This is a genomic window from Streptomyces sp. 147326 (assembly GCF_045000215.1).
Classification (GTDB): Bacteria; Actinomycetota; Actinomycetes; order Streptomycetales; family Streptomycetaceae; genus Streptomyces.
The window spans coordinates 6,582,928-6,605,279 of sequence record NZ_CP134201.1 but is presented as its reverse complement, the minus strand read 5'-3'; the positions used below and the strand labels follow the sequence as shown (position 1 = coordinate 6,605,279).

The 22,352-nt window shown below is 70.3% G+C and carries 20 protein-coding genes; 9 read left to right on the top strand and 11 right to left on the bottom strand.

The features are described from left to right. Positions 1-53 precede the first annotated feature (53 nt). Together sufB and RIU97_RS30295 are read right to left on the bottom strand one after the other, a co-directional pair. Positions 54-1,469, bottom strand: a complete 1,416-nt coding sequence (gene sufB / locus RIU97_RS30300; protein ID WP_214930288.1) for a Fe-S cluster assembly protein SufB — start codon at positions 1,467-1,469, stop codon at positions 54-56. Further along, on the bottom strand, positions 1,466-2,227 hold the full coding sequence (locus RIU97_RS30295) for a helix-turn-helix transcriptional regulator (RefSeq protein WP_404960767.1): 762 nt from the start codon (positions 2,225-2,227) through the stop codon (positions 1,466-1,468). Before RIU97_RS30295 ends, sufB begins: the two co-directional genes overlap by 4 nt. Positions 2,228-2,614: 387 nt before the next feature. Here RIU97_RS30295 and RIU97_RS30290 point away from each other — a divergent pair, with 387 nt between their 5' ends. The 4 genes from RIU97_RS30290 to RIU97_RS30275 all read left to right on the top strand — a co-directional run bounded on the left by RIU97_RS30290 (position 2,615) and on the right by RIU97_RS30275 (position 6,516). Beyond that, complete coding sequence (locus RIU97_RS30290; RefSeq protein WP_404960766.1) at positions 2,615-3,541, top strand: ABC transporter ATP-binding protein; 927 nt, start codon at positions 2,615-2,617, stop codon at positions 3,539-3,541. After that, entirely contained in the window at positions 3,538-4,320 is a 783-nt protein-coding gene (locus RIU97_RS30285) for an ABC transporter permease (RefSeq protein ID WP_404960765.1), read from the top strand. Before RIU97_RS30290 ends, RIU97_RS30285 begins: the two co-directional genes overlap by 4 nt. Before the next feature lie 68 nt (positions 4,321-4,388). After that, positions 4,389-5,522: a hypothetical protein gene (locus RIU97_RS30280; RefSeq protein WP_404960764.1), complete on the top strand. Its 1,134-nt coding sequence runs from the start codon at positions 4,389-4,391 to the stop codon at positions 5,520-5,522. Between the two features lie 4 nt (positions 5,523-5,526). After that, positions 5,527-6,516 carry a COX15/CtaA family protein gene (locus tag RIU97_RS30275; RefSeq protein WP_404960763.1) on the top strand — a complete coding sequence of 330 codons (990 nt, stop codon included), beginning with the start codon at positions 5,527-5,529 and terminating at the stop codon, positions 6,514-6,516. A gap of 73 nt (positions 6,517-6,589) precedes the next feature. On the opposite strand, the gene RIU97_RS30270 is transcribed toward RIU97_RS30275, so the two are convergent. From RIU97_RS30270 to RIU97_RS30260, 3 genes are all read right to left on the bottom strand, one after another. Beyond that, positions 6,590-7,684: an amidohydrolase family protein gene (locus RIU97_RS30270; protein ID WP_404960762.1), complete on the bottom strand. Its 1,095-nt coding sequence runs from the start codon at positions 7,682-7,684 to the stop codon at positions 6,590-6,592. Between the two features lie 94 nt (positions 7,685-7,778). Next, on the bottom strand, positions 7,779-8,147 hold the full coding sequence (locus RIU97_RS30265; protein WP_404960761.1) for a hypothetical protein: 369 nt from the start codon (positions 8,145-8,147) through the stop codon (positions 7,779-7,781). Positions 8,148-8,162: 15 nt separating this feature from the next. Continuing rightward, positions 8,163-9,110, bottom strand: coding sequence for a heme o synthase (locus RIU97_RS30260; protein WP_404963002.1), 948 nt, complete (start codon positions 9,108-9,110; stop codon positions 8,163-8,165). Between the two features lie 327 nt (positions 9,111-9,437). Here RIU97_RS30260 and tkt point away from each other — a divergent pair, with 327 nt between their 5' ends. The 5 genes from tkt (at position 9,438) to pgl (ending at position 16,265) form a co-directional block, all read left to right on the top strand. Then, a complete protein-coding gene (tkt, locus tag RIU97_RS30255; RefSeq protein ID WP_404960760.1) occupies positions 9,438-11,540 on the top strand; it encodes a transketolase in 2,103 nt (700 codons plus the stop codon). Positions 11,541-11,574: 34 nt separating this feature from the next. Further along, positions 11,575-12,693: a transaldolase gene (gene tal / locus RIU97_RS30250; protein ID WP_404960759.1), complete on the top strand. Its 1,119-nt coding sequence runs from the start codon at positions 11,575-11,577 to the stop codon at positions 12,691-12,693. Between the two features lie 5 nt (positions 12,694-12,698). Next, positions 12,699-14,225 carry a glucose-6-phosphate dehydrogenase gene (gene zwf / locus RIU97_RS30245; protein WP_404960758.1) on the top strand — a complete coding sequence of 509 codons (1,527 nt, stop codon included), beginning with the start codon at positions 12,699-12,701 and terminating at the stop codon, positions 14,223-14,225. Then, positions 14,222-15,250: a glucose-6-phosphate dehydrogenase assembly protein OpcA gene (gene opcA, locus RIU97_RS30240; RefSeq protein WP_404960757.1), complete on the top strand. Its 1,029-nt coding sequence runs from the start codon at positions 14,222-14,224 to the stop codon at positions 15,248-15,250. Before zwf ends, opcA begins: the two co-directional genes overlap by 4 nt. A 235-nt stretch (positions 15,251-15,485) precedes the next feature. Next, positions 15,486-16,265 carry a 6-phosphogluconolactonase gene (gene pgl / locus RIU97_RS30235; protein WP_404963001.1) on the top strand — a complete coding sequence of 260 codons (780 nt, stop codon included), beginning with the start codon at positions 15,486-15,488 and terminating at the stop codon, positions 16,263-16,265. A gap of 59 nt (positions 16,266-16,324) precedes the next feature. On the opposite strand, the gene pgi is transcribed toward pgl, so the two are convergent. The 6 genes from pgi to gap all read right to left on the bottom strand — a co-directional run bounded on the left by pgi (position 16,325) and on the right by gap (position 22,210). After that, positions 16,325-18,031 carry a glucose-6-phosphate isomerase gene (pgi, locus tag RIU97_RS30230; protein WP_404963000.1) on the bottom strand — a complete coding sequence of 569 codons (1,707 nt, stop codon included), beginning with the start codon at positions 18,029-18,031 and terminating at the stop codon, positions 16,325-16,327. A gap of 151 nt (positions 18,032-18,182) precedes the next feature. Beyond that, positions 18,183-18,518 carry an RNA polymerase-binding protein RbpA gene (locus RIU97_RS30225; protein WP_010352468.1) on the bottom strand — a complete coding sequence of 112 codons (336 nt, stop codon included), beginning with the start codon at positions 18,516-18,518 and terminating at the stop codon, positions 18,183-18,185. 182 nt (positions 18,519-18,700) lie between these two features. Continuing rightward, positions 18,701-18,931, bottom strand: a complete 231-nt coding sequence (gene secG, locus RIU97_RS30220; protein WP_189973883.1) for a preprotein translocase subunit SecG — start codon at positions 18,929-18,931, stop codon at positions 18,701-18,703. Positions 18,932-19,061: 130 nt separating this feature from the next. Then, a complete protein-coding gene (gene tpiA / locus RIU97_RS30215; RefSeq protein ID WP_404962999.1) occupies positions 19,062-19,838 on the bottom strand; it encodes a triose-phosphate isomerase in 777 nt (258 codons plus the stop codon). Between the two features lie 18 nt (positions 19,839-19,856). Next, positions 19,857-21,071 (bottom strand): phosphoglycerate kinase, encoded by a 1,215-nt coding sequence (locus RIU97_RS30210; RefSeq protein WP_404960756.1) that lies wholly within the window; start codon positions 21,069-21,071, stop codon positions 19,857-19,859. Positions 21,072-21,202: 131 nt separating this feature from the next. Beyond that, positions 21,203-22,210, bottom strand: a complete 1,008-nt coding sequence (gene gap, locus RIU97_RS30205) for a type I glyceraldehyde-3-phosphate dehydrogenase (protein ID WP_404960755.1) — start codon at positions 22,208-22,210, stop codon at positions 21,203-21,205. Between the last annotated feature and the right edge of the window lie 142 nt (positions 22,211-22,352).

The following is a 22,352-nucleotide window of genomic DNA, read 5'->3' as shown; positions in this document are numbered from 1 at the left end:
TTCGTGCTCTCTTCCTACGTCAAAGAATGTCTGCGGGACTCGGGCGGCCGGGACTAGCCGACCGAACCCTCCATCTGCAGCTCGATCAGCCGGTTCAGCTCGAGGGCGTACTCCATGGGCAACTCACGCGCGATGGGCTCGACGAAGCCGCGCACGATCATGGCCATCGCCTCGAACTCCGTCAGACCGCGGCTCATCAGGTAGAAGAGCTGGTCGTCGGAGACCTTGGAGACGGTGGCCTCGTGGCCCATGGAGACGTCGTCCTCGCGGACGTCCACGTACGGGTACGTGTCCGAGCGGGAGATGGTGTCGACGAGGAGCGCGTCGCACAGCACGTTGGACTTCGAGCCGTGGGCACCCTCGCCGATCTCGACCAGGCCTCGGTACGAGGTGCGGCCGCCGCCCCGGGCCACCGACTTGGAGACGATGTTCGAGGAGGTGTTCGGCGCCATGTGGACCATCTTGGAGCCGGCGTCCTGGTGCTGGCCCTCGCCCGCGAAGGCGATGGACAGCGTCTCGCCCTTGGCGTGCTCGCCCATCAGGTAGACGGCCGGGTACTTCATGGTGACCTTGGAACCGATGTTGCCGTCGATCCACTCCATGGTCGCGCCCTCGTACGCCACGGCGCGCTTGGTGACCAGGTTGTAGACGTTGTTCGACCAGTTCTGGATCGTCGTGTAGCGGCAGCGGCCGCCCTTCTTGACGATGATCTCGACGACGGCGCTGTGCAGCGAGTCCGAGGAGTAGATCGGGGCGGTGCAGCCCTCGACGTAGTGGACGTAGGCGTCCTCGTCGACGATGATCAGCGTCCGCTCGAACTGGCCCATGTTCTCCGTGTTGATACGGAAGTAGGCCTGGAGCGGGATGTCGACCTTGACGCCCTTGGGGACGTAGATGAACGATCCGCCGGACCACACGGCGGTGTTCAGCGACGCGAACTTGTTGTCGCCGACCGGGATGACCGTGCCGAAGTACTCCTGGAAGAGCTCCGGGTGCTCCTTGAGCGCGGTGTCCGTGTCGAGGAAGATGACGCCCTGCTCCTCCAGGTCCTCACGGATCTGGTGGTAGACGACCTCGGACTCGTACTGGGCCGCGACACCGGCGACGAGGCGCTGCTTCTCCGCCTCCGGGATGCCGAGCTTGTCGTACGTGTTCTTGATGTCCTCCGGCAGGTCCTCCCACGAAGCGGCCTGCTTCTCGGTGGAACGCACGAAGTACTTGATGTTGTCGAAGTCGATGCCGGAGAGGTCGGAACCCCAGTTCGGCATGGGCTTCTTGTCGAACAGCTTGAGGCCCTTGAGGCGGAGCTTCAGCATCCACTCCGGCTCGGACTTCTTCGCCGAGATGTCGCGGACGACATCCTCGGACAGACCCCGCTTGGCAGCGGCACCGGCCGCGTCGGAGTCGGCCCAGCCGTATTCGTAGGTGCCCAGGCCATCGAGCTCAGGGTGAGCAGTCTCCGTGGTCATGCGGGGTTCCTCCCGGCCGTACGTGCAGATGCTGATGTGTCGGTCTGTGTGGTGCTCGCGCTGCGCGGAATGAACGTGGTGCACACTCCGTCGCCGTGGGCGATGGTGGCGAGGCGCTGCACATGCGTCCCGAGCAGGCGTGAGAAGACCTCGGTCTCCGCCTCGCAGAGCTGCGGGAACTGCTCGGCCACGTGGGCGACCGGGCAGTGGTGCTGGCAGAGCTGTTCACCGCTGTGCGGACCGGGAGCGCTCTTCGCCGTAGCAGCGTACCCGTCTGCGGTCAACGCCTTGGCCAGGGCCTCCGTGCGGTCCCCGGGAGCAGCCGCCTCCATCGCTTCCCGGTAGGCGCGCGCCTGCGTCTCCATCCGCGACCTGGCGAAGGCGGCGACGGCCGCCTCGCCCTGCTCGCCGCCGCCGACCGACTGCGCGATCCAGCGCAGGGCGTCCGCGGCGAGCGTGTCGTAGGACTGGTCGAAGGCGTCGCGGCCGCAGTCGGTGAGCGCGAAGACCTTGGCGGGCCGACCCCGGGTGCGCGCACCGTACACACGCTGCTCACGGGGTTCGACCACGTCGTCGGCGACGAGCGTGTCGAGGTGGCGGCGGACGGCGGCCTGGGTGAGGCCGAGACGCTGGGCGAGGTCGGCGACGGTGGACGGACCGTGGTCCAGGATCGAGCGCGCCACTCGGTTGCGGGTTGACCGCTCCCCGGTGGCGAGCTCCCCCTGGGGGGTCTCGATCTGCCGTTCGCCGTATTTCACAACGCCATTGTTGCGTAATTAGTCGAGCCCCGACAAGCCGTGACGGATGCCACTCCTGGTGGCCTCCATCACTAAGGGTTACCTTATTTGTCGACGCAGAGTTATTTGGAATGGGAAATTCCGCCCTCCCCCGGCCGGCTGCGGTACGCCAATGCACAGCTCCCACCAGCACGCCTGCGCCCATGATGTTTCCCGGAGCAGTGAAGATCGAGCTCCGGAAAGGATCACGGAAAGCGGCCGGTCCCTCCGGGATGGCCGGACCGAAAAGAACCCGTATTCACTACGCCGTGGTCATGAACGGGCGGCCCGGACACCCTCCACCGGGGGTCCGCAGCCCCTCGACCCGGGGCCCGTGGACCCTCCCCGGGCTCCGTAGACTCACCCTTCATGAGCAACGACCCCGCCGTGGAGATCCGCGGACTGGTGAAGCGGTACGGCACCAAGACAGCGGTGGACGGCCTGGACCTCACCGTCCGTACGGCCTCCGTCACCGCGGTCCTCGGTCCCAACGGCGCGGGCAAGACGACCACGGTGGAGACCTGCGAGGGCTACCACCGCCCCGACGCCGGCACCGTCCGCGTCCTCGGCCTCGACCCGGTCGCCCAGGCCGGGGCGCTGCGCCCGCGGATCGGCGTGATGCTCCAGTCCGGGGGCGTCTACTCCGGAGCCCGCGCGGTCGAGATGCTGCGCCACATGGCCAAGCTGTACGCCGACCCGCTCGACGTCGACACCCTGGTGGAACGCCTCGGACTCGGCGGCTGCGGCCGCACCGCCTACCGCCGGCTCTCCGGCGGCCAGCAGCAGCGCCTGGCCCTGGCCATGGCCGTCGTGGGCCGCCCCGAGCTGGTCTTCCTGGACGAGCCCACCGCCGGCCTGGACCCGCAGGCCCGCCGCGCGACCTGGGACCTCGTACGGGAGCTGCGCACCGACGGGGTCACCGTCGTCCTCACCACCCACCACATGGACGAGGCCGAGCAGCTCTCGGACGAGGTCGCCATCGTGGACGCGGGCCGGGTCATCGCCCACGGCAGCCCCGAGCAGCTCTGCCGGGGCGGCGCCGAGAACACCCTGCGCTTCACCGGCCGCCCCTCCCTCGACCTCGCCTCGCTGCTGAAGGCGCTGCCCGACGGCACCCAGGCAGCCGAGCTGATCCCGGGCACCTACCGGGTCACCGGCGACGTCCACCCGCAGCTGCTGGCCACCGTCGCCTCCTGGTGCGCGCAGCACGGCGTGATGCCGGACAGCCTCACGGTGGAGCGGCACACCCTCGAAGACGTCTTCCTCGAACTGACCGGTAAGGAGCTGCGCGCATGAGCGCCGGTACGTTCACCCCCAATCCGGGGGCTGCGCCCGTGTCCCGCATGATCCTCGCGCAGACGGCTCTGGAGACCCGGATGCTGCTGCGCAACGGGGAGCAGCTGCTGCTGACCGTGATCATCCCGGCCCTGCTGCTGACCCTCTTCTCCGCCGTCGACATCATCACCGTGCCCGTCGGGGAGGGGGGCTCCGGGAAGTCCGTGGACTTCCTCGCCCCCGGCATCCTGGCGCTCGCCGTGATGTCCACCGCCTTCACGGGCCAGGCCATCGCCACCGGCTTCGACCGCCGCTACGGGATCCTCAAGCGGCTCGGGGCCTCCCCGCTGCCGCGCTGGGCCCTGATGGCCGCCAAGACCCTGTCGGTGCTGGTCACCGAGGTCCTGCAGATCGCCCTGCTGACCGTGATCGCCCTCGCCCTGGGCTGGTCCCCGCACGGGAACCCGCTGTCGGTCGCCGCGCTGATCCTGCTGGGCACCGCCGCCTTCTCCGGGCTGGGGCTGCTGATGGCGGGCATGCTCAAGGCCGAGATGACCCTGGCCGCCGCCAACCTGGTCTTCCTGCTGCTGCTCGTCGGCGGCGGGGTGATCGTGCCCATGGAGAAGTTCCCGGAGGCGGTGCAGTCCGTCCTGGGGCTGCTGCCCATCTCGGCCCTCTCCGATGGTCTGCGCGAGGTGCTCCAGCACGGGGCCGCGCTGCCGTGGGGCGACGCCGCCGTGCTCGCCGGCTGGGCCGTACTCGGTCTGGGCGCCGCCGCGCGGCTCTTCCGCTGGGAATGAAACCCCTCCCCTCCCGCTGAGATTGCCGCGAGGATGGGCGCCTCCACACATGAAGCCGGGGGGCGGACATGGTGCAGCGGGAGGCCGTACTTCGGCTGGACGAGCAGTGGGCGCAGGTGCGGTCGGGGGCGGCGCACGCGGGACCGGAGGAGCGCGAGCGGCTCCTCGACGAGCTCATCGGCGCCCTGCGCGCCCTCACGGACGACCCGCAGTGCACCGCGCTGCTCGGGCTCCGGCTCGCCGACCGGGCGGCCCTGCGGTTCGCCACGGGGGACCGCGCGGGCGCGCTGGCCACGATCGAGGAGGGGCTGCGCAGCTCCGAGCGCGCGGCCCGGCACTCCGCCGAGTTCGCCCGCTGGTACGCCCGCGGGCTGATCAACCACGGGGTGTGGCTGGCCTGGCCGCTGAGCGACGGGGCCCGGCTGCCGAAACACCCGCTGGGCCCGGCCGCCGGCGAGGGTCCGAGCGCCATGGAGCGGGCGGCCGGTGAGCGCGCCCGTGATCTGACCCGGACCGCGGTGGAGGTGTGGGCGGGCCTGGACCAGCACGATCCGGTCAACCGGCGGGGCCTCGCCCAGGCCAAGGTGTTCCTCGGCGACCGCCTCGCCGAGCTGGGCTTCGCCGAGGACGCGGTGGCCTGGGCCGTGGACGCGGAGTCCGACTTCCGGCAGCTGCTGCTCGCGGATCCCGGCGCCGAGCAGTCGGAGGAGGCCGAGGAGGCCCTCGACCACATCGGCCGCCAGCTGGAACTGCGGCTGCGCTTCCTTGCCTTCGAGTCCCTGGTCGGCCTGCGCGCGCGGGGGCTGCTGCCCGAACGGCTGCTGCCGCAGGCCGTGGTGGCCGCCCGCATCCAGGGGGTGGAGGAGTCCGAGGTCGCGGCCCGGCTGCGCCTCGACCCCGAACAGGTGCGGACGATGCTGGAGGTCACGCCCTGGCTCGCGGTGTGGCGCGTCGAGGTGCGCGGTCCTGACGGACTGTGGAACGTACTCCCCCATCCATGGCACAGCACCACAGAAGTGAGGAACCGGACGGCCGAGGACGTAGCGGGCGAATTAATACGGGGCTTCACGGGATCGGCGGACTACCCGGGCGACGGCGTCCCTTGGCGCATCCGGGTGTGGTGGCACGAGGAGGGCGACCCGGCCGGGGCGAGGTTCCGGCTGGTCGCGGGCCCCGACGCACCCACGGCCACCCCCTCGTGAAACTTTGCACAAGGCGCCGCCTACGATAGGTGCCGTGTTGAACCCCTTCGCTTACATCGCCGACCGCTGGACTCCGTCACCCCGGATCGTCCGGCGCGCGGCACTCGCCGCCCTCGTCATGAGCGTGGCCATCGTCGTCACGGGCGGCGCGGTGCGGCTGACCGGATCCGGTCTCGGCTGCGACACCTGGCCCAAGTGCACCGACGACAGCCTGATCGCGACGCAGGCCCAGGGCTTCCACGGCGCCATCGAGTTCGGCAACCGGATGCTGACGTACGTCCTCAGCGCGGCCGTCGGCTGGATCATCCTCGCGGCGCGCTCGGCCAAGCCCTGGCGCCACTCGCTGACGAAGCTCGGCTGGGTCCAGTTCGTCGTCGTGATGGCCAACGCCGTGCTCGGCGGCATCACCGTCATGACGGGCCTCAACCCGTACAGCGTGGCGGGCCACTTCCTGCTCGCCACCGCGCTCATCGCGGTGACGACCGTCACCTGGCAGCGCACCGGCGAGGGCGACACCGCCCCCCGCCCGCGCGTACCGGGCCCGGTGCGCAAGCTGTCGTGGGCGCTGATCGTCACCACCCTCGTGCTGATCGCGGCGGGCACGGTCGTCACCGGTTCCGGACCGCACGCCGGCGACAGCAGCGAGATCCGGCGGATGCCGTTCGACTGGACGGCCACCGCCCACGTGCACGCCGTCGCCGCCTGGCTGGTGTGCGCGCTGGCCGTCGCGATGTGGCTGGTGCTGCGCGTGGTCGACGCCCCCGTCGACACCCGGGCGCGCGCCCGCGACCTGCTGATCGTGCTGCTCGCCCAGGGCGGCATCGGCTACGTGCAGTTCTTCACCGATCTGCCCGAGCTCCTCGTCGCCGCGCACATGCTGGGCTCCTGCCTGGTGTGGATCGCCGTGCTCCGGGTCGCGCTGAGCCTGCGCGAGCGGCCGTCCGAGCAGGCGGGGATCCCGGCCCAGGGCGACCCGCAGCTCTCCACCGTCTGAGCCGGGCGGGCCGAGGGGTCCCCGGGTGATCGGCGCGCGGGCTGACGGGCGCACGGGCTGAGGGGCGCGTGGGCTAAGGGCCGTCCAGCCGGTAGACGCGGCGGGCGTTGCCCGCCGCGACCAGGGCGGCCACCCGCTCCGCGTCCCGCCAGGACCAGGACCCCTCCGCGACCCAGCCGCCCAGCACCCGGCCCAGCGCCTCCCGGAACACCAGGGCGCCCACCGCGTGCAGTTCCGGCAGCCGCCCGCCGCCGCTGGAGAACAGCAGTTTCCCGAACGGCGCGAGCTCCAGCAGCTCGGCCAAAACCGCCGCGGCCCCCGCCCCGGTCCGCCCGAGGGCCGGTCCGGTGTCGGCGTAGACGTGCGGGAAGGCCGCCGCGAGCCGCGCCGCGAGCCGGTGGTGGTGCGGACACCCGCCGAGCAGCACCAGCCGCGTGCCCGGGCCCGCGGTGGCCCGTACGAACTCCGTCAGCGGCGCCGGATCATCCGCGCCCGTGTGCAGCTGGAGCGGCAGCCCGGACGACACCGCGCTCCACAACAGGTGCCGCAGGAGTACGGGGTCCCGCACGGCCCCGCCCCTGGACCGCCCGGCCAGCCACCGTCCGGCCGCCCCGCGCACCTCGCCCGGACCGGGCGGATCGGGCGCGAGGGCCGGGGCGCCCGCGCCGTCGAAGGCGGCCGTGCAGGTGAAGGCCGTGGCCCCGGCGGCGGCGTGGTGGACGGCCTCGGCGAGATTGGCGAGGAAGGCGGACACCGTGCCGGAGGTGTCGGCGACCTGCTCGGCCAGTAACTCCAGCCGGACCGATTCAAAGGCCTCGGCGTCCCCGGCGAGCGCCAGCTCCTTGGGCCCGGTGAGGTCCCCGGGCACCCCGGTGTCGACCACGTAGGCGGCGACCCCGGACCCCCTGAGCAGCCGCCGCGCGGTCTCGGCCACGCCCAGCTCGCGCCGCCGGGCCAGATAGCGGGCGGGGGTGGCGTGCGGCTCCAGCCCCAGCAGCGGCGGGCACCAGCGGCGCACCGCGAAACCGGTCTGGGTGTCGAAGAAGGTGGTGCCCGCGGCGGGCGGGCCGGCCGAGCGGACCAGCTGGGCCTCGAAGGTCCCCAGGCCCAGCTCCGCACGGAGTACTCCGTGGCAGTACTGGTCCACCAGGGGCGGCGTTTCGATCATCCGGGCATCCCGTTGCGGACGTGAGGAAGGGGCTTCCACACGTCCTAACGGGTGAGCGGGGTGTGAGGTGTTGCTCGCGCTGTTGACCGAGAACCTAGTTCTCGTGTCCGCCGAGCTGGAGGCCGGCCATGCGCGTCCACTCGTAGGGGCCGGTGCGCACGCGCGCCGCGAACTCCCCGTCGAACTCCTCGTGGAGGGTCAGCCCGGCCTTCTCGGCGGCCAGCTGCGCCACCGCGAAGGTCGGCGCCACCAGGTCGCCCCAGCCGCCGTCCGAACCCACGAGCACGATCCGGGTGCCGGCCTGGCCGATGTGGGCGAGCTGGCCCTCGGCGCCGCCGTGCTGCTTGGCGAACGCGCCGATCTGCTTGGCGAGCTTCGCCGCCGTACGGTCCTGCTTCTTGTCCGCGGCGCCTGCGGTGTCCGCTGCGCTTGCGGTGTCTGCGGTGTCTCCCATGGAGGGCATGCTACCGGTGAGTAATCAGCGGAGGAAGGGATCCACGGCCACCGCCACGAACAGCAGCGACACGTAGGTGATCGACCAGTGGAACAGGCGCATCTCCTTGAGCTTCACGCCCGTCACGCCCGCCTTGGCGCGTGCGTGCAGCGCGTGCGCCTCCCACAGCCACCAGCCGCCCGCCGCGAGCGCGACCGCCGTGTAGAACCAGCCGGTGTACCCCAGCGGGGTCAGCAGCAGCGAGACCGCCACCATCACCCAGCTGTAGAGGACGATCTGGCGCGCCACGGCCTTGTTGCCCGCCACGACGGGGAGCATCGGCACGCCGGCGCGCGCGTAGTCGTCCTTCACCTTCATCGACAGCGGCCAGTAGTGCGGCGGCGTCCAGAAGAAGATGACGAGGAAGAGGATGACCGCGGCCCAGGAGAGCTCGTTCGTGACCGCGGACCAGCCGATGAGCACCGGCATGCAGCCCGCGATGCCGCCCCAGACGATGTTCTGGGCGGTGCGCCGCTTCAGCAGCATCGTGTAGACCACGACGTAGAAGAGGAGCGCGCCGAGCGACAGGGCCGCCGACAGCCAGTTGACGAGCACGCCGAAGAACAGGGTGGAGACCACCGCGAGGGTGAGGCCGAAGGCCAGGCACTCCCGCGGGCTGACCATCCCGGTCACCAGCGGACGCTGCGAGGTCCGGTCCATCAGCGCGTCGATGTCGCGGTCGATGTACATGTTCAGCGCGTTGGCGCCGCCCGCGGACAAGTAGCCGCCGAAGCAGGTCACGAGGACCAGCCACAGTGACGGCACGCCCTGCTCGGCGAGGAACATCACCGGCACTGTGGTGATCAGCAGAAGTTCGATGATCCGCGGCTTGGTCAATGCCACGAAAGCCATGACGCGGGTCCCGAACGGCCGGTGACCGGGGCTCGTCCCGAGCACCGCCGCTGGACGGGATTCGACGGCCGTCACGCACACCCCTGAGAGAGAATCCAGCAAGCTCCGACTCAGGCCATTCACGACATGAAGGCCCGGTTAAGGCTTGCGCGTACCACGCCACTGTAGACGTTGCACTTACGTCGCCCGGCGCCGGGGTCGCCTCGTGTTGGGCCGATCGGACCGTGCATACCTACGGGGGACGCCCCGGCCCGCGCCCCCGTGCGCGGGTGAACACGGGTCGGCGGCGCGGTGACGGACTGCCTGCACTCGAATAGCTGCACGCCGTTGCGGGGGTAGGCTCGGAATCGCGCCGGTGCACCGTTCGTCACCGGGATTCATACATGTGGAGAGGAGCCCTGACCCACGGTGAGCACCAAGCCGACCACCACAGAGCTCGAGTGGACCGAACTGGACCAGCGGGCCGTCGACACCGCCCGCATCCTGGCCGCTGACGCGGTCCAGAAGGTCGGAAACGGCCACCCCGGTACGGCGATGAGCCTGGCCCCCGCCGCGTACACCCTCTTCCAGAAGGTGATGCGGCACGACCCGGCGGACCCCGAGTGGGTGGGCCGCGACCGCTTCGTGCTCTCCGCGGGGCACTCGTCCCTGACGCTCTACACCCAGCTGTACCTCGGCGGGTTCGGGCTCGAGCTGGACGACCTGAAGGCGTTCCGCACCTGGGGCTCGAAGACCCCCGGTCACCCGGAGTACGGCCACACGGCCGGCGTGGAGACCACCACCGGCCCCCTCGGCCAGGGTGTCGCCAACGCGGTGGGCATGGCCATGGCCGCCCGCTACGAGCGCGGCCTGTTCGACCCGGAGGCCGCCCCGGGCACCTCCCCGTTCGACCACATGGTCTACGCGATCGCGGGCGACGGCTGCCTCCAGGAGGGCATCTCCCACGAGGCGTCCGCGCTGGCCGGCCACCAGAAGCTCGGCAACCTCGTGCTGCTGTGGGACGACAACCACATCTCCATCGAGGGTGACACGGAGACGGCCGTCTCCGAGGACACCATCAAGCGCTACGAGGCGTACGGCTGGCACGTCCAGCGCGTCGCGCAGCAGGAGAACGGCGACCTCGACCCGAAGGCGCTGTTCGCCGCCCTCCAGGCCGCCAAGGCCGAGACCGGGCGCCCGTCCTTCATCGCGGCCCGCTCGATCATCGCCTGGCCGGCCCCCGACGCCCAGAACACCGAGGCCGCCCACGGCTCGGCGCTCGGCGACGACGAGGTCGCGGCCACCAAGCGCGTCCTCGGCTTCGACCCGGAGCAGACCTTCGAGGTCTCCGACGAGGTCATCGCGCACACCCGCAAGGCCCTCGACCGCGGCCGCGAGGCCAAGGCCGCCTGGGAGAAGGACTTCTCCGCCTGGCGCACCGCCAACCCGGAGCGCGCCGCCTCGTTCGACCGCATCAACGCCAACGAGCTGCCCGCGGGCTGGGAGGACGAGCTCCCCGTCTTCGAGGCCGGCAAGGGCGTCGCCACCCGCGCCGCCTCCGGCAAGGTGCTCCAGGCCCTCGGCGCGGTCATCCCGGAGCTGTGGGGCGGCTCGGCCGACCTGGCCGGCTCCAACAACACCACCATCGACAAGAACTCCTCGTTCCTGCCGAAGGACAACCCGCTGCCGGAGGCCGACCCGTACGGCCGCACCCTCCACTTCGGCATCCGCGAGCACGCCATGGCCGCGGCCATGAACGGCATCGCCCTGCACGGCCACACCCGTGTCTACGGCGGCACCTTCCTCGTGTTCTCCGACTACATGCGCAACGCCGTGCGCCTGTCGTCCCTGATGCACCTGCCGGTGACCTACGTGTGGACGCACGACTCCATCGGCCTCGGCGAGGACGGCCCGACCCACCAGCCGGTCGAGCACCTGGCCTCGCTGCGCGCCATCCCGGGCCTGAACGTCGTCCGCCCGGCCGACGCCAACGAGACCGCGATCGCCTGGCGCGAGATCCTCAAGCGCCACACCAAGGTGTTCGGCAAGGGCGCCCCGCACGGTCTGGCGCTCACCCGCCAGGGCGTGCCGACCTACGAGCGCAACGAGGACGCCGCCAAGGGCGGGTACGTGCTCTTCGAGGCCACCGGCCCCCAGGGCGAGACCAGCCCCGCCCAGGTCGTGCTCATCGGCACCGGCTCCGAGGTCCACCTCGCCGTCGAGGCCCGCGAGCAGCTCCAGGCCGAGGGCATCCCGACCCGGGTGGTCTCCATGCCGTCCGTCGAGTGGTTCGAGGAGCAGCCGCAGGAGTACAAGGACAGCGTCCTGCCCTCCTCGGTGAAGGCCCGCGTCGCGGTCGAGGCCGGCATCGGCCTGACCTGGCACCGGTACGTCGGCGACGCCGGCCGCATCGTGTCGCTGGAGCACTTCGGCGCCTCCGCCGACGCGAAGGTGCTGTTCCGCGAGTTCGGCTTCACCGCCGAGGCCGTGACCGCCGCCGCCAAGGACTCCCTCGCCGCCGCCGCGCGCTGACGCCGGTCCAGAACCCAGTAGGAGATGTAATCCCATGACAGACGCACTCAAGCGCCTCTCCGACGAAGGCGTGGCGATCTGGCTGGACGACCTGTCCCGCAAGCGCATCACGTCCGGCAACCTGGCCGAGCTCATCGACCAGTCCCACGTGGTCGGTGTCACCACCAACCCGGCGATCTTCCAGAAGGCGATCAGCGGCGGCGAGGGCTACGAGCAGCAGCTCACCGACCTCGCGACCCGCAAGGTCACCGTGGAAGAGGCCCTGCGCATGATCACCACGGCGGACGTCCGCGACGCCGCCGACATCCTGCGCCCAGTCTACGACCGCACCGACGGCCAGGACGGCCGCGTGTCGATCGAGGTCGACCCGCGCCTGGCGCACAACACGCCGGCGACCATCGCCGAGGCCAAGCAGCTGGCCTGGCTCGTGGACCGCCCGAACACGCTCATCAAGATCCCGGCGACCAAGGCCGGCCTGCCGGCGATCACCGAGGTCATCGGCAAGGGCATCAGCGTCAACGTCACGCTGATCTTCTCGCTGGAGCGCTACCGCGAGGTCATGGACGCGTACCTGGCGGGCCTGGAGAAGGCCAAGGCCGCGGGTCTGGACCTGTCCCTGATCCACTCGGTCGCCTCCTTCTTCGTGTCCCGCGTGGACAGCGAGATCGACAAGCGCCTGGACGCGGTGGGCACGGACGAGGCGAAGTCCCTCAAGGGCAAGGCGGCGCTCGCCAACGCCCGGCTGGCCTACGAGGCGTACGAGGAGGTGTTCTCCTCGGACCGCTGGTCCGCCCTGGAGCGCGTCGGAGCCAACAAGCAGCGTCCGCTGTGGGCCTCGACGGGCGTCAAGGACCCGGCGTACAAGGACACCCTGTACGTGGACGACCTGGTCGCCCCGAACACGGTGAACACCATGCCGGAGGCCACGCTGGACGCCACCGCCGACCACGGCCGGATCACGGGCGACACCGTGCGCGGCACCTACGAGCAGGCCCGTGCCGAGCTCGACGCGGTCGCGAAGCTGGGCATTTCGTACGACGATGTGGTGCAGCTGCTCGAGGACGAGGGCGTCGAGAAGTTCGAGGCGTCCTGGAACGACCTGCTGAAGTCGACCGAGGCGGAGCTTGAGCGCCTCGCCCCCACGGAGGCCTGAACACCTTGTCTGTGAACGGAGCGAACCCGCTTCGTGACGCACAGGACCGGCGGCTCCCGCGCATCGCGGGGCCGTCCGGCCTGGTCATTTTCGGCGTTACGGGTGACCTGTCGCGCAAGAAGCTGATGCCTGCCGTCTACGACCTGGCCAATCGCGGCCTGCTCCCGCCCGGCTTCTCGCTGATCGGGTTCGCCCGCCGCGAGTGGGAGCACGAGGACTTCGCCCAGGAGGTGTACGAGGCCGTCAAGGAGCACTCGCGCACCCCGTTCCGGGAGGAGGTCTGGCAGCAGCTCGTGCAGGGCTGCCGATTCGTGCAGGGCGACTTCGACGACGACGCGGCCTTCGAGACCCTGAAGGCGACGATCGACGAGCTGGACAAGGCGCAGGGCACGGGCGGCAACTTCGCCTTCTACCTGTCGGTCCCGCCCAAGTGGTTCCCGAAGGTGGTCCAGCAGCTCAAGGACCACGGGCTGGCCCAGAAGGAAGGCTCCTGGCGGCGCGCCGTCATCGAGAAGCCCTTCGGCCACGACCTGAAGAGCGCCGAGGAGCTCAACAAGGTCGTTCACGAGGTCTTCCCCCGTGACGAGGTCTTCCGGATCGACCACTACCTCGGCAAGGAGACCGTCCAGAACATCCTGGCGCTCCGCTTCGCCAACACCATGTTCGAGCCGATCTGGAACCGGTCGTACGTCGACCACGTGCAGATCACCATGGCCGAGGACATCGGCATCGGCGGCCGGGCCGGGTACTACGACGGCATCGGCGCTGCCCGTGACGTCATCCAGAACCACCTGCTGCAGCTGCTCGCGCTGACCGCGATGGAGGAGCCCGGCTCCTTCCACCCCAAGGCGCTGGTGGCGGAGAAGCTGAAGGTGCTCAGCGCGGTCGAGATCCCCGAGGACCTGGGCAAGCACACCGTGCGCGGCCAGTACGCGGCGGCGTGGCAGGGCGGCGAGAAGGTCGTCGGGTACCTCGAAGAGGACGGCATCGACCCCAAGTCGAAGACCGACACCTACGCGGCCATCCGGCTGGAGATCAACAACCGCCGCTGGGCGGGCGTCCCGTTCTACCTGCGGACCGGCAAGCGCCTGGGCCGCCGGGTGACCGAGATCGCCGTGGTCTTCAAGCGCGCCCCGTACCTGCCGTTCGAGTCGGGCGCGACCGAGGAGCTGGGGCAGAACGCCCTGGTCATCCGGGTCCAGCCGGACGAGGGCGTGACGGTCCGCTTCGGTTCCAAGGTTCCGGGCACCTCCATGGAGGTCCGGGACGTCACGATGGACTTCGCCTACGGCGAGTCCTTCACGGAGTCGAGCCCCGAGGCGTACGAGCGGCTCATCCTCGACGTGCTCCTCGGCGACGCGAACCTCTTCCCGCGTCACCAGGAGGTCGAGCTCTCCTGGAACATCCTCGACCCGATCGAGGAGTACTGGGACAAGCACGGCAAGCCCGCGCAGTACCCGTCGGGCACCTGGGGGCCGGTCGAGGCGGAGGAGATGCTCGCACGAGACGGACGGAGCTGGCGCCGGCCATGAAGATCGACCTCACGGAGACCAACTCCAGCAAGATCAACGCCGCGATGGTGCAGGCACGCCGGGACATCGGCACGCCGGCCATCGGCATGGTCCTCACGCTGGTGATCGTGACCGACGAGGAGAACGCGTACGACGCGCTCAAGTCGGCGAACGACGCGTCCCACGAACACCCCTCGCGGATCGTCGTCGTCATCAAGCGGGCCAGCCGCTCCCCCCGCAGCCGCCGCGACGCCCGGCTCGACGCGGAAATCCGCGTCGGGGCGGACTCCGGCAGCGGTGAGACGCTCGTGCTCCGCCTTCACGGCGAACTGGTCGACCACGCCCAGTCGGTGGTTCTCCCCCTGCTCCTGCCGGACGCCCCCGTGGTCGTCTGGTGGCCGGACGGTGCGCCCGCGGATCTGGCGGGCGATCCGCTGGGGACGCTGGGCCAGCGCCGGATCTCGGACACGTACTCCTGCGAGGACCCGACCCGGGAACTCAGCGCCCGGGGGGCGGCGTACGCCCCGGGGGACACGGACCTCTCGTGGACCCGCATCACCCCGTGGCGTTCCATGCTGGCGGCCGCGCTGGACCAGCAGCAGCTGACGGTCACCTCGGCGATCGTCGAGGGCGAGGACGAGAACCCGAGCTGCGAGCTGCTGGCCATGTGGCTGGCGGACCGGCTCAAGGTCCCGGTCACGCGCACGCTGTCCTCGGGCCCCGGCCTGACGGCGGTACGCCTGTCGACCAAGGACGGCGACATCGTCCTGGACCGCGCGGACGGGGCACTGGCCACGCTGTGCATGCCGGGGCAGCCCGACCGTGCGGTGGCGCTCAAGCGCCGCGAAACGGCCGAGCTCCTGGCGGAGGAGCTGCGCCGGCTGGACCCGGACAACACGTACGAGTCCGCGCTGAAGTTCGGCGTGGCCAGGCTCCAGCCGTCGTCCCCGGCGAAGCCCGGGGCTCCCGCCCCGGCGGAGGCCAAGCCCGAGGCCGAGGCCCCGAAGCCCACGGCCAAGCCGTCGAAGAAGGCCGCGAACAAGTAACGGGGCCCTGCGGGGCTTTCTCCTCCCCGCCCCTTCCCGAAACTGGGGGCTCCGCCCCCAGACCCCCGGTCCTCAAACGCCGGCGAGGCTGGATCATCCAGCCCGTCCGGCGTTTGAGGGCCGGGTCCGGGCGGAGCCCGGTTTCGGGAAAGGGCGGGGTGGGGGACAGGCTCCGCGCAGCGGCACCCGCACCACCGCACCCCGGAACTACACAAAAGGCGGCAACACCATGGGTATGACGACTCCCCAGGTCGTCGTCCACCGGGACAAGGAACTGATGGCCCAGGCCACCGCGGCCCGGCTCATCACGAAGATCGTGGACGCGCAGGCGGCCCGCGGCACCGCGTCCGTGGTCCTCACCGGCGGACGCAACGGCAACGGCCTCCTCGCGGCACTGGCCACCGCCCCCGCCCGCGACGCCGTCGACTGGGCGCGGCTGGACCTCTGGTGGGGCGACGAGCGGTACGTCCCCGCCGACGACCCCGAGCGCAACCACACCCAGGCCCGCGAGGCCCTCCTGGACTCGGTCCCGGTGGACCCCGCCCGCGTGCACGTGATGCCGGCCTCGGACGGCCCGTACGGGGCCGACGTCGACGCGGCCGCGGCCGCCTACGCGGCCGAACTGGCGAAGGCGGCCGGCCCCGAGGACCACGGTCCGGTCCCCCGCTTCGACGTGCTGATGCTGGGCGTCGGCCCGGACACGCACGTGGCCTCGCTCTTCCCGGAGCACCCGGCGGCCCGCGAGAGCGAGCGGACGGTGGTCGGCGTCCACGGCGCCCCGAAGCCCCCGCCCACCCGCATCTCGCTGACGCTCCCGGCGATCCGGGCGGCCCGTGAGGTCTGGCTGCTGGCGGCGGGCGAGGACAAGGCCGGCGCGGTGTCCATCGCGCTCGGCGGCGCGGGCGAGGTCCAGGCCCCGGCCGCGGCCGCCTACGGCCGCTCCCGCACCCTGTGGCTGCTGGACCGCGCGGCGGCGGCCAAGCTCCCGACCGGGATGTACCCCCCGGCCTCCTGACCGGTACGACGCGAAGGGCCCGCTCTCCCGAGGAGAGCGGGCCCTTGCGTCGTCGGCCGTCAGCTCCGGCCGCGCAGCTTCCGGTACGTGGCCACCAGCGCCTTCGTCGAGGCGTCCAGGCCCTGCACGTCCGCGCCCTCGGTCAGGGCGGGCTCGACGCGCTTGGCGAGCACCTTGCCGAGCTCGACGCCCCACTGGTCGAAGGAGTCGATGTTCCACACCGCGCCCTGGACGAACACCTTGTGCTCGTACAGCGCGATCAGCTGGCCCAGCACCCCGGGGGTGAGCTCGGTCGCCAGGATGGTGGTCGTCGGGTGGTTGCCGTGGAAGGTCTTGTGCGGGACCAGCGACTCCGGCGCCCCCTCGGCGCGCACCTCGTCCGCCGTCTTGCCGAAGGCCAGCGCCTGGGTCTGCGCGAAGAAGTTGGCCATCAGCAGGTCGTGCTGGGCCGCCGGGGCCGCCTCCAGCTCGGCCACCGGCTTCGCGAAGCCGATGAAGTCCGCGGGGATCACCTTCGTCCCCTGGTGGATCAGCTGGTAGTAGGCGTGCTGCCCGTTGGTGCCGGGCGTGCCCCAGACCACCGGACCGGTCTGCCACTCGACCGGATTTCCGTCGCGGTCCACGGACTTGCCGTTGGACTCCATGTCCAGCTGCTGCAAGTACGCGGTGAAGCGCGAGAGGTAGTGGCTGTACGGGAGCACCGCGTGCGACTGCGCGTCGAAGAAGGCGCCGTACCAGATCCCCAACAGGCCCATGAGGAGCGGGACGTTCTCCTCCGCCGGGGCCGTGCGGAAGTGCTGGTCCATCAGGCGGAAGCCGGCCAGCAGGTCGCGGAAGGCGCCCGGGCCGATGGCGATCATCAGGGAGAGGCCGATGGCCGAGTCGAAGGAGTAGCGGCCGCCGACCCAGTCCCAGAACTCGAACATGTTGGCCGGATCGATGCCGAAGTCGGTGACCTTCTCGGCGTTGGTCGACAGCGCGACGAAGTGCCGTGCCACGGCCGCCTGGTCGCCGCCGAGCCCCGCGAGCAGCCAGCCGCGCGCCGAGGTGGCGTTGGTGATGGTCTCGATGGTGGTGAAGGTCTTGGAGGCGATGATGAACAGCGTCTCGGCCGGGTCCAGGTCCCGCACGGCCTCGTGGAGGTCCGCGCCGTCGACGTTGGACACGAAGCGCACGGTCAGAGCGCGGTCGGCGAAGGCGCGCAGGGCCTCGTAGGCCATGGCCGGACCGAGGTCGGAGCCGCCGATGCCGATGTTGACGACGTTCTTGATGCGCTTGCCGGTGAAGCCGGTCCACGCCCCCGACCTGACCTGGTCGCAGAAGGCCGCCATCTTGTCCAGGACGGCCTGCACGCCGGGGACCACGTCCTCGCCGTCCACCTCGATGACGACGTCCCCCGGCGCGCGCAGGGCGGTGTGCAGCACCGCCCGGTCCTCGGTCGTGTTGATCTTCTCGCCGCGGAACATCGCCTCGCGCAGCTCGGCCACGCCCGTGGCCGCGGCCAGCTCGCGGAGCAGCGCGAGCGTCTCGTCGGTCACGAGGTGCTTGGAGTAGTCGATGTGCAGGTCCCCGACCCGCAGGGTGTAACCGGCGCCGCGGCCGGGATTCTCCTCGAACAGCTCCCGCAGGTGCGTCTGCCCGAATTCCTCCCGGTGCTTGCCGAGTGCCAGCCACTCGGGCGTCCGGTTGAGCTTCGTACGTCCCTCCCGTCGCCCACCACCGCCCTCGCCTGACGCGCTTCGCGCGGCGGCCTGATTTGCGTTCATCTCGGACATCAACCCACTTCTTCCGTCCTGTCGTGCCCCGCCGTTCTCCAACTTAAGGGATCAGAAGCGGCGCAACGCACACAAAGAGGCCCGGCTCCGCAGGAGATGATTCCTGCGGGGCCGGGCCTCACGTCACACACTTGGGGCGTTGTCAGATCTCGCCGCGGAGTTTGGCGAGCGCCTCGGCGAGGATCGCCTCGCCGTCGGCGTCCGAGCGCCGTTCCCGTACGTACGCCAGGTGCGTCTTGTACGGTTCGGTGCGCGGCGGCGCGGGGGGGTTGTCCCGGTCCTGGCCGGCCGGGAACCCGCAGCGCGGGCAGTCCCAGGTGTCCGGCACCTGTGCGTCGCTGGCGAAGCTCGGCTGCGTCTCGTGCCCGTTCGAACACCAGAAGGAGATGCGCAGGCGGGGCGCGGACTCGCCGCGCTCTGCCTCACCCATCGGCCCCGCTCCGACCCGGCTACCACGGATCGCGTTGCCACTTGCCACGGTCGTAACTCCCTGCGTGATGGTGCCGCGGAGTGTGAGTGGAATTTCCGCCGCGGAGCGCCCAAGTCTACGTAAGGCCCAACGCACGTCCAGTGAGCGGAGTTACTGATTCCGCGCTGTGGACGCCGGACCTCATGATAGGCCGGGCACCACCGACAGGACTGCCGGAATGGCCAGAACGGTCAGCTGCTCGCCTTCATCAGCAGACCGAGCGCGACGATGCACGCGAACCACAGCAGACCCACGACGACGGTGATGCGGTCCAGGTTGCGCTCCGCGACGGAGGAACCGCCGACCGACGACTGCATTCCGCCGCCGAACATGTCGGAGAGGCCGCCGCCCTTGCCCTTGTGCATCAGCACGAGCAGCATCAGCAGGGCGCTGAAGACGATCAGGGCGATCGAGAACCCCATAATCACGGCTGATTCCTACTTTCTGGCTTTTTCAGGCTTTCCGGCTTTGCGGGATGTGCGCGGGGGCCAGTGGCTGATGGTTCAGCCCCTGGCCCCCGCAAGGGTACGACGGATCGGCCCTACCGCATACTCACTGGTCGCGGAAGCGGACGATCTTGACGAACTCGTCCGCGTCCAGCGCCGCGCCGCCGATCAGGGCGCCGTCGACGTCGGGCTGGGCCATGATCGCCGCGATGTTCCCGGACTTCACGGAGCCGCCGTACTGGATGCGGACCTTGTCGGCCAGCTCCTGCGAGTACAGCTCCGCGAGGCGGGTGCGGATCGCCCCGCAGACCTCCTGGGCGTCGTCGGGGGTGGCGACCTCGCCGGTGCCGATGGCCCAGACGGGCTCGTAGGCGATCACGATGGACTCGACCTGCTCGGCCGGGACGTCCTTGAGGCCGCCGTCGAGCTGGCTCAGCGTGTACGGGACCTGCTGGCCGGCCTTGCGGATGTCCAGGCCCTCGCCGACGCACAGGATCGGGGTGATCCCGTGCCGGTAGGCGGCCTTGACCTTGGCGTTGCAGATCTCGTCCGTCTCAGCGTGGTACTGGCGGCGCTCGCTGTGGCCGACGGCCACGTACGTGCACTTCAGCTTCGCCAGCATGGAGCCGGAGATCTCACCGGTGTAGGCGCCGGAGTCCTGCGCGGAGAGGTCCTGGGCGCCGTACTTGATCTTCAGCTTGTCGCCGTCGACCAGGGTCTGGACCGAGCGCAGGTCGACGAAGGGCGGCAGGACCGCGACCTCGACGGCGTCGTAGTCCTTGTCGGCGAGCGCGAAGGCGAGCTTCTGGACGTGGGCGATGGCCTCGAGGTGGTTGAGGTTCATCTTCCAGTTGCCCGCCATCAGCGGGGTACGGCCGTTCACAGCGTCAGACATAAGGGGTCAGCCCTCCAGGGCGGCGAGGCCGGGGAGCGTCTTGCCCTCGAGGTATTCGAGGGAGGCGCCGCCACCGGTCGAGATGTGGCCGAAAGCATTCTCGTCGAAGCCGAGGATGCGGACCGCGGCGGCGCTGTCTCCGCCGCCGACGACGGTGAAGGCACTGCTGTCGAGCAGTGCCTGGGCGATGGCCTTGGTGCCGCCGGCGTAGTCGGGGTGCTCGAACACGCCGACCGGGCCGTTCCAGAAGACGGTCTTGGCATCGGCGATCTTCGACGCGTACAGCTCGCGCGTCCTGGGCCCGATGTCCAGACCCTCCTTGTCCGCGGGGATCTTGTCCGCGTCCACGGTCTCGAAGTCGGCCGGGGTCTTGCCCTTGAGGTCCGGGAACTCCGCGGAGACCAGCACGTCGACCGGGAGGACCAGCTCGACGCCGGTGTCCTCGGCGCGCTGCATGTACTCCTTGACCTTGTCCACCTGGTCCTTCTGGAGCAGGGAGATGCCGACCTCGTAGCCCTTGGCGTGGAGGAAGGTGTAGGCCATGCCGCCGCCGATGAGGATGCGGTCGGCCTTGCCGAGCAGCTCGTCGATGACGGCGAGCTTGTCGGAGACCTTGGCGCCGCCGAGGACGACGACGTACGGGCGCTCGACCTCGGCGGTGAGCTTCTTCAGGACGCCGACCTCGGTGGCGATGAGGTAGCCGGCCGCGTGCGGGAGGCGCGCGGGCAGGTCGAAGACCGAGGCGTGCTTGCGGTGGACGGCGCCGAAGCCGTCGCCGACGTAGACGTCGGCGAGCTCGGCGAGCTGGTCCGCGAAGGCGCCGCGCTCGGCGTCGTCCTTCGAGGTCTCACCGGCGTTGAAGCGCAGGTTCTCGATGACGGCCACCTGACCGTCGCCGAGGGCCGCGACGGTCTCCTTGGCGGAGGCGCCGACGGTGTCGCCGGCGAAGGCGACGTCCGCACCGAGCAGTTCGCCGAGGCGCGTGGCGGCGGGGGCGAGCGAGAAGGCCGGCTCCACGCCGGTTCCCTTGGGGCGGCCCAGGTGCGAGGCCACGATGACGCGGGCGCCGGCGGCGGCGAGCTTCGCGATCGTGGGCTGGACGGCGCGGATGCGGCCGTCGTCGGTGATGGTGCCTTCGGCCAGCGGGACGTTCAGGTCCGCGCGGACGAAGACCCGCTTGCCCTTGACGCCCTCGGCGAGGAGTTCATCGATCGTCTTCATGTGTACCTACTCCTTTGTGCCCTTCCCTCGAAGGGCGAGGAAGGGAGAACGAGGCAAGCAACAGGGCCCGTGCGGCGCTCCGTCGCGCTGCTCGGACCCTGTGCTCACATCGTGGTGCCTTGCCTACGTGCTTAGAGCTGACCGCCGACGAAGACGGTGAGGTCGACGAGACGGTTGGAGTAGCCCCACTCGTTGTCGTACCAGCCGACGACCTTAACCTGCGTGCCTTCCTGGACCATGGTCAGGGAGGAGTCGAAGGTGCAGGACGCGGGCCAGTTCACGATGTCGGAAGAGACGATCGCGTCCTCGGTGTAGTCGAGGATGCCCTTGAGCTGCCCCTCGGAGGCCTTCTGGAAGGCGGCGTTGATCTCTTCCACGGTGGTCTCGCGGGAGAGCTCCAGGACCAGGTCGGTGACCGAACCGGTCGGAACCGGGACGCGCATGGCGATGCCGTCCAGCTTGCCCTTGAGCTGCGGCAGGACCAGAGCGGTGGCCTTGGCGGCACCGGTGGAGGTCGGGATGATGTTCTCGGCGGCGGCGCGGGCGCGGCGCAGGTCCGAGTGCGGGAAGTCCAGGATGCGCTGGTCGTTCGTGTACGCGTGGACCGTCGTCATCATGCCCTTGACGATGCCGAAGTTCTCGTCGAGGACCTTGGCCATCGGCGCCACACAGTTGGTGGTGCAGGAGGCGTTGGAGATGACGTGGTGGTTGGCCGCGTCGTACTTGTCCTGGTTGACGCCCATCACGATGGTGATGTCCTCGTCCTTGGCCGGAGCCGAGATGAGGACCTTCTTCGCGCCGGCCGCGATGTGCTTGGCGGCGTCGGCCTTCTTGGTGAAGATGCCGGTCGACTCGATGACGATGTCGGCGCCCAGCTCACCCCAGGGGAGGTTCGCGGGGTCGCGCTCGGCGAAGGTCTTGAAGGTCTGGCCACCGACGGTGATGCTGTCGTCGGTGTGGCTGACCTCGTGCTTCAGCCGGCCCAGGATGGTGTCGTACTTGAGCAGGTGCACCAGGGTCGCGTTGTCAGTCAGGTCGTTGACACCGACGATCTCGATGTCCGCTCCCTGCTCCAGGAGCGCCCGGAAATAGTTGCGGCCAATGCGGCCAAAACCGTTGATGCCTACGCGGATCGTCACGAACCGATCTCCTCGTTGGTGCGCCGGTTAGTGCGCCGGCGAGCTGAAATGGGATGTCCCCGACCGCTTACGACCCTACCTCTCCGTGAGCTTTTGGGTGACATCGGTCGGGGCCTGACACGCCCCCCGGTCCCGTACCTGA

Excerpts from the sequence above, each read along its gene's own strand:
- RIU97_RS30265 (WP_404960761.1), bottom strand. The coding sequence starts at position 8,147 with ATGCCCTCCATGGGAGACACCGCAGACACCGCAAGCGCAGCGGACACC.
- opcA (WP_404960757.1), top strand. The coding sequence starts at position 14,222 with ATGAAGATCGACCTCACGGAGACCAACTCCAGCAAGATCAACGCCGCG.
- pgl (WP_404963001.1), top strand. The coding sequence starts at position 15,486 with ATGACGACTCCCCAGGTCGTCGTCCACCGGGACAAGGAACTGATGGCC.
- secG (WP_189973883.1), bottom strand. The coding sequence starts at position 18,931 with ATGGGGTTCTCGATCGCCCTGATCGTCTTCAGCGCCCTGCTGATGCTG.
- pgi (WP_404963000.1), bottom strand. The coding sequence starts at position 18,031 with ATGAACGCAAATCAGGCCGCCGCGCGAAGCGCGTCAGGCGAGGGCGGT.
- RIU97_RS30290 (WP_404960766.1), top strand. The coding sequence starts at position 2,615 with ATGAGCAACGACCCCGCCGTGGAGATCCGCGGACTGGTGAAGCGGTAC.
- sufB (WP_214930288.1), bottom strand. The coding sequence starts at position 1,469 with ATGACCACGGAGACTGCTCACCCTGAGCTCGATGGCCTGGGCACCTAC.
- RIU97_RS30210 (WP_404960756.1), bottom strand. The coding sequence starts at position 21,071 with ATGAAGACGATCGATGAACTCCTCGCCGAGGGCGTCAAGGGCAAGCGG.
- tal (WP_404960759.1), top strand. The coding sequence starts at position 11,575 with ATGACAGACGCACTCAAGCGCCTCTCCGACGAAGGCGTGGCGATCTGG.
- RIU97_RS30285 (WP_404960765.1), top strand. The coding sequence starts at position 3,538 with ATGAGCGCCGGTACGTTCACCCCCAATCCGGGGGCTGCGCCCGTGTCC.
- RIU97_RS30280 (WP_404960764.1), top strand. The coding sequence starts at position 4,389 with ATGGTGCAGCGGGAGGCCGTACTTCGGCTGGACGAGCAGTGGGCGCAG.
- RIU97_RS30270 (WP_404960762.1), bottom strand. The coding sequence starts at position 7,684 with ATGATCGAAACGCCGCCCCTGGTGGACCAGTACTGCCACGGAGTACTC.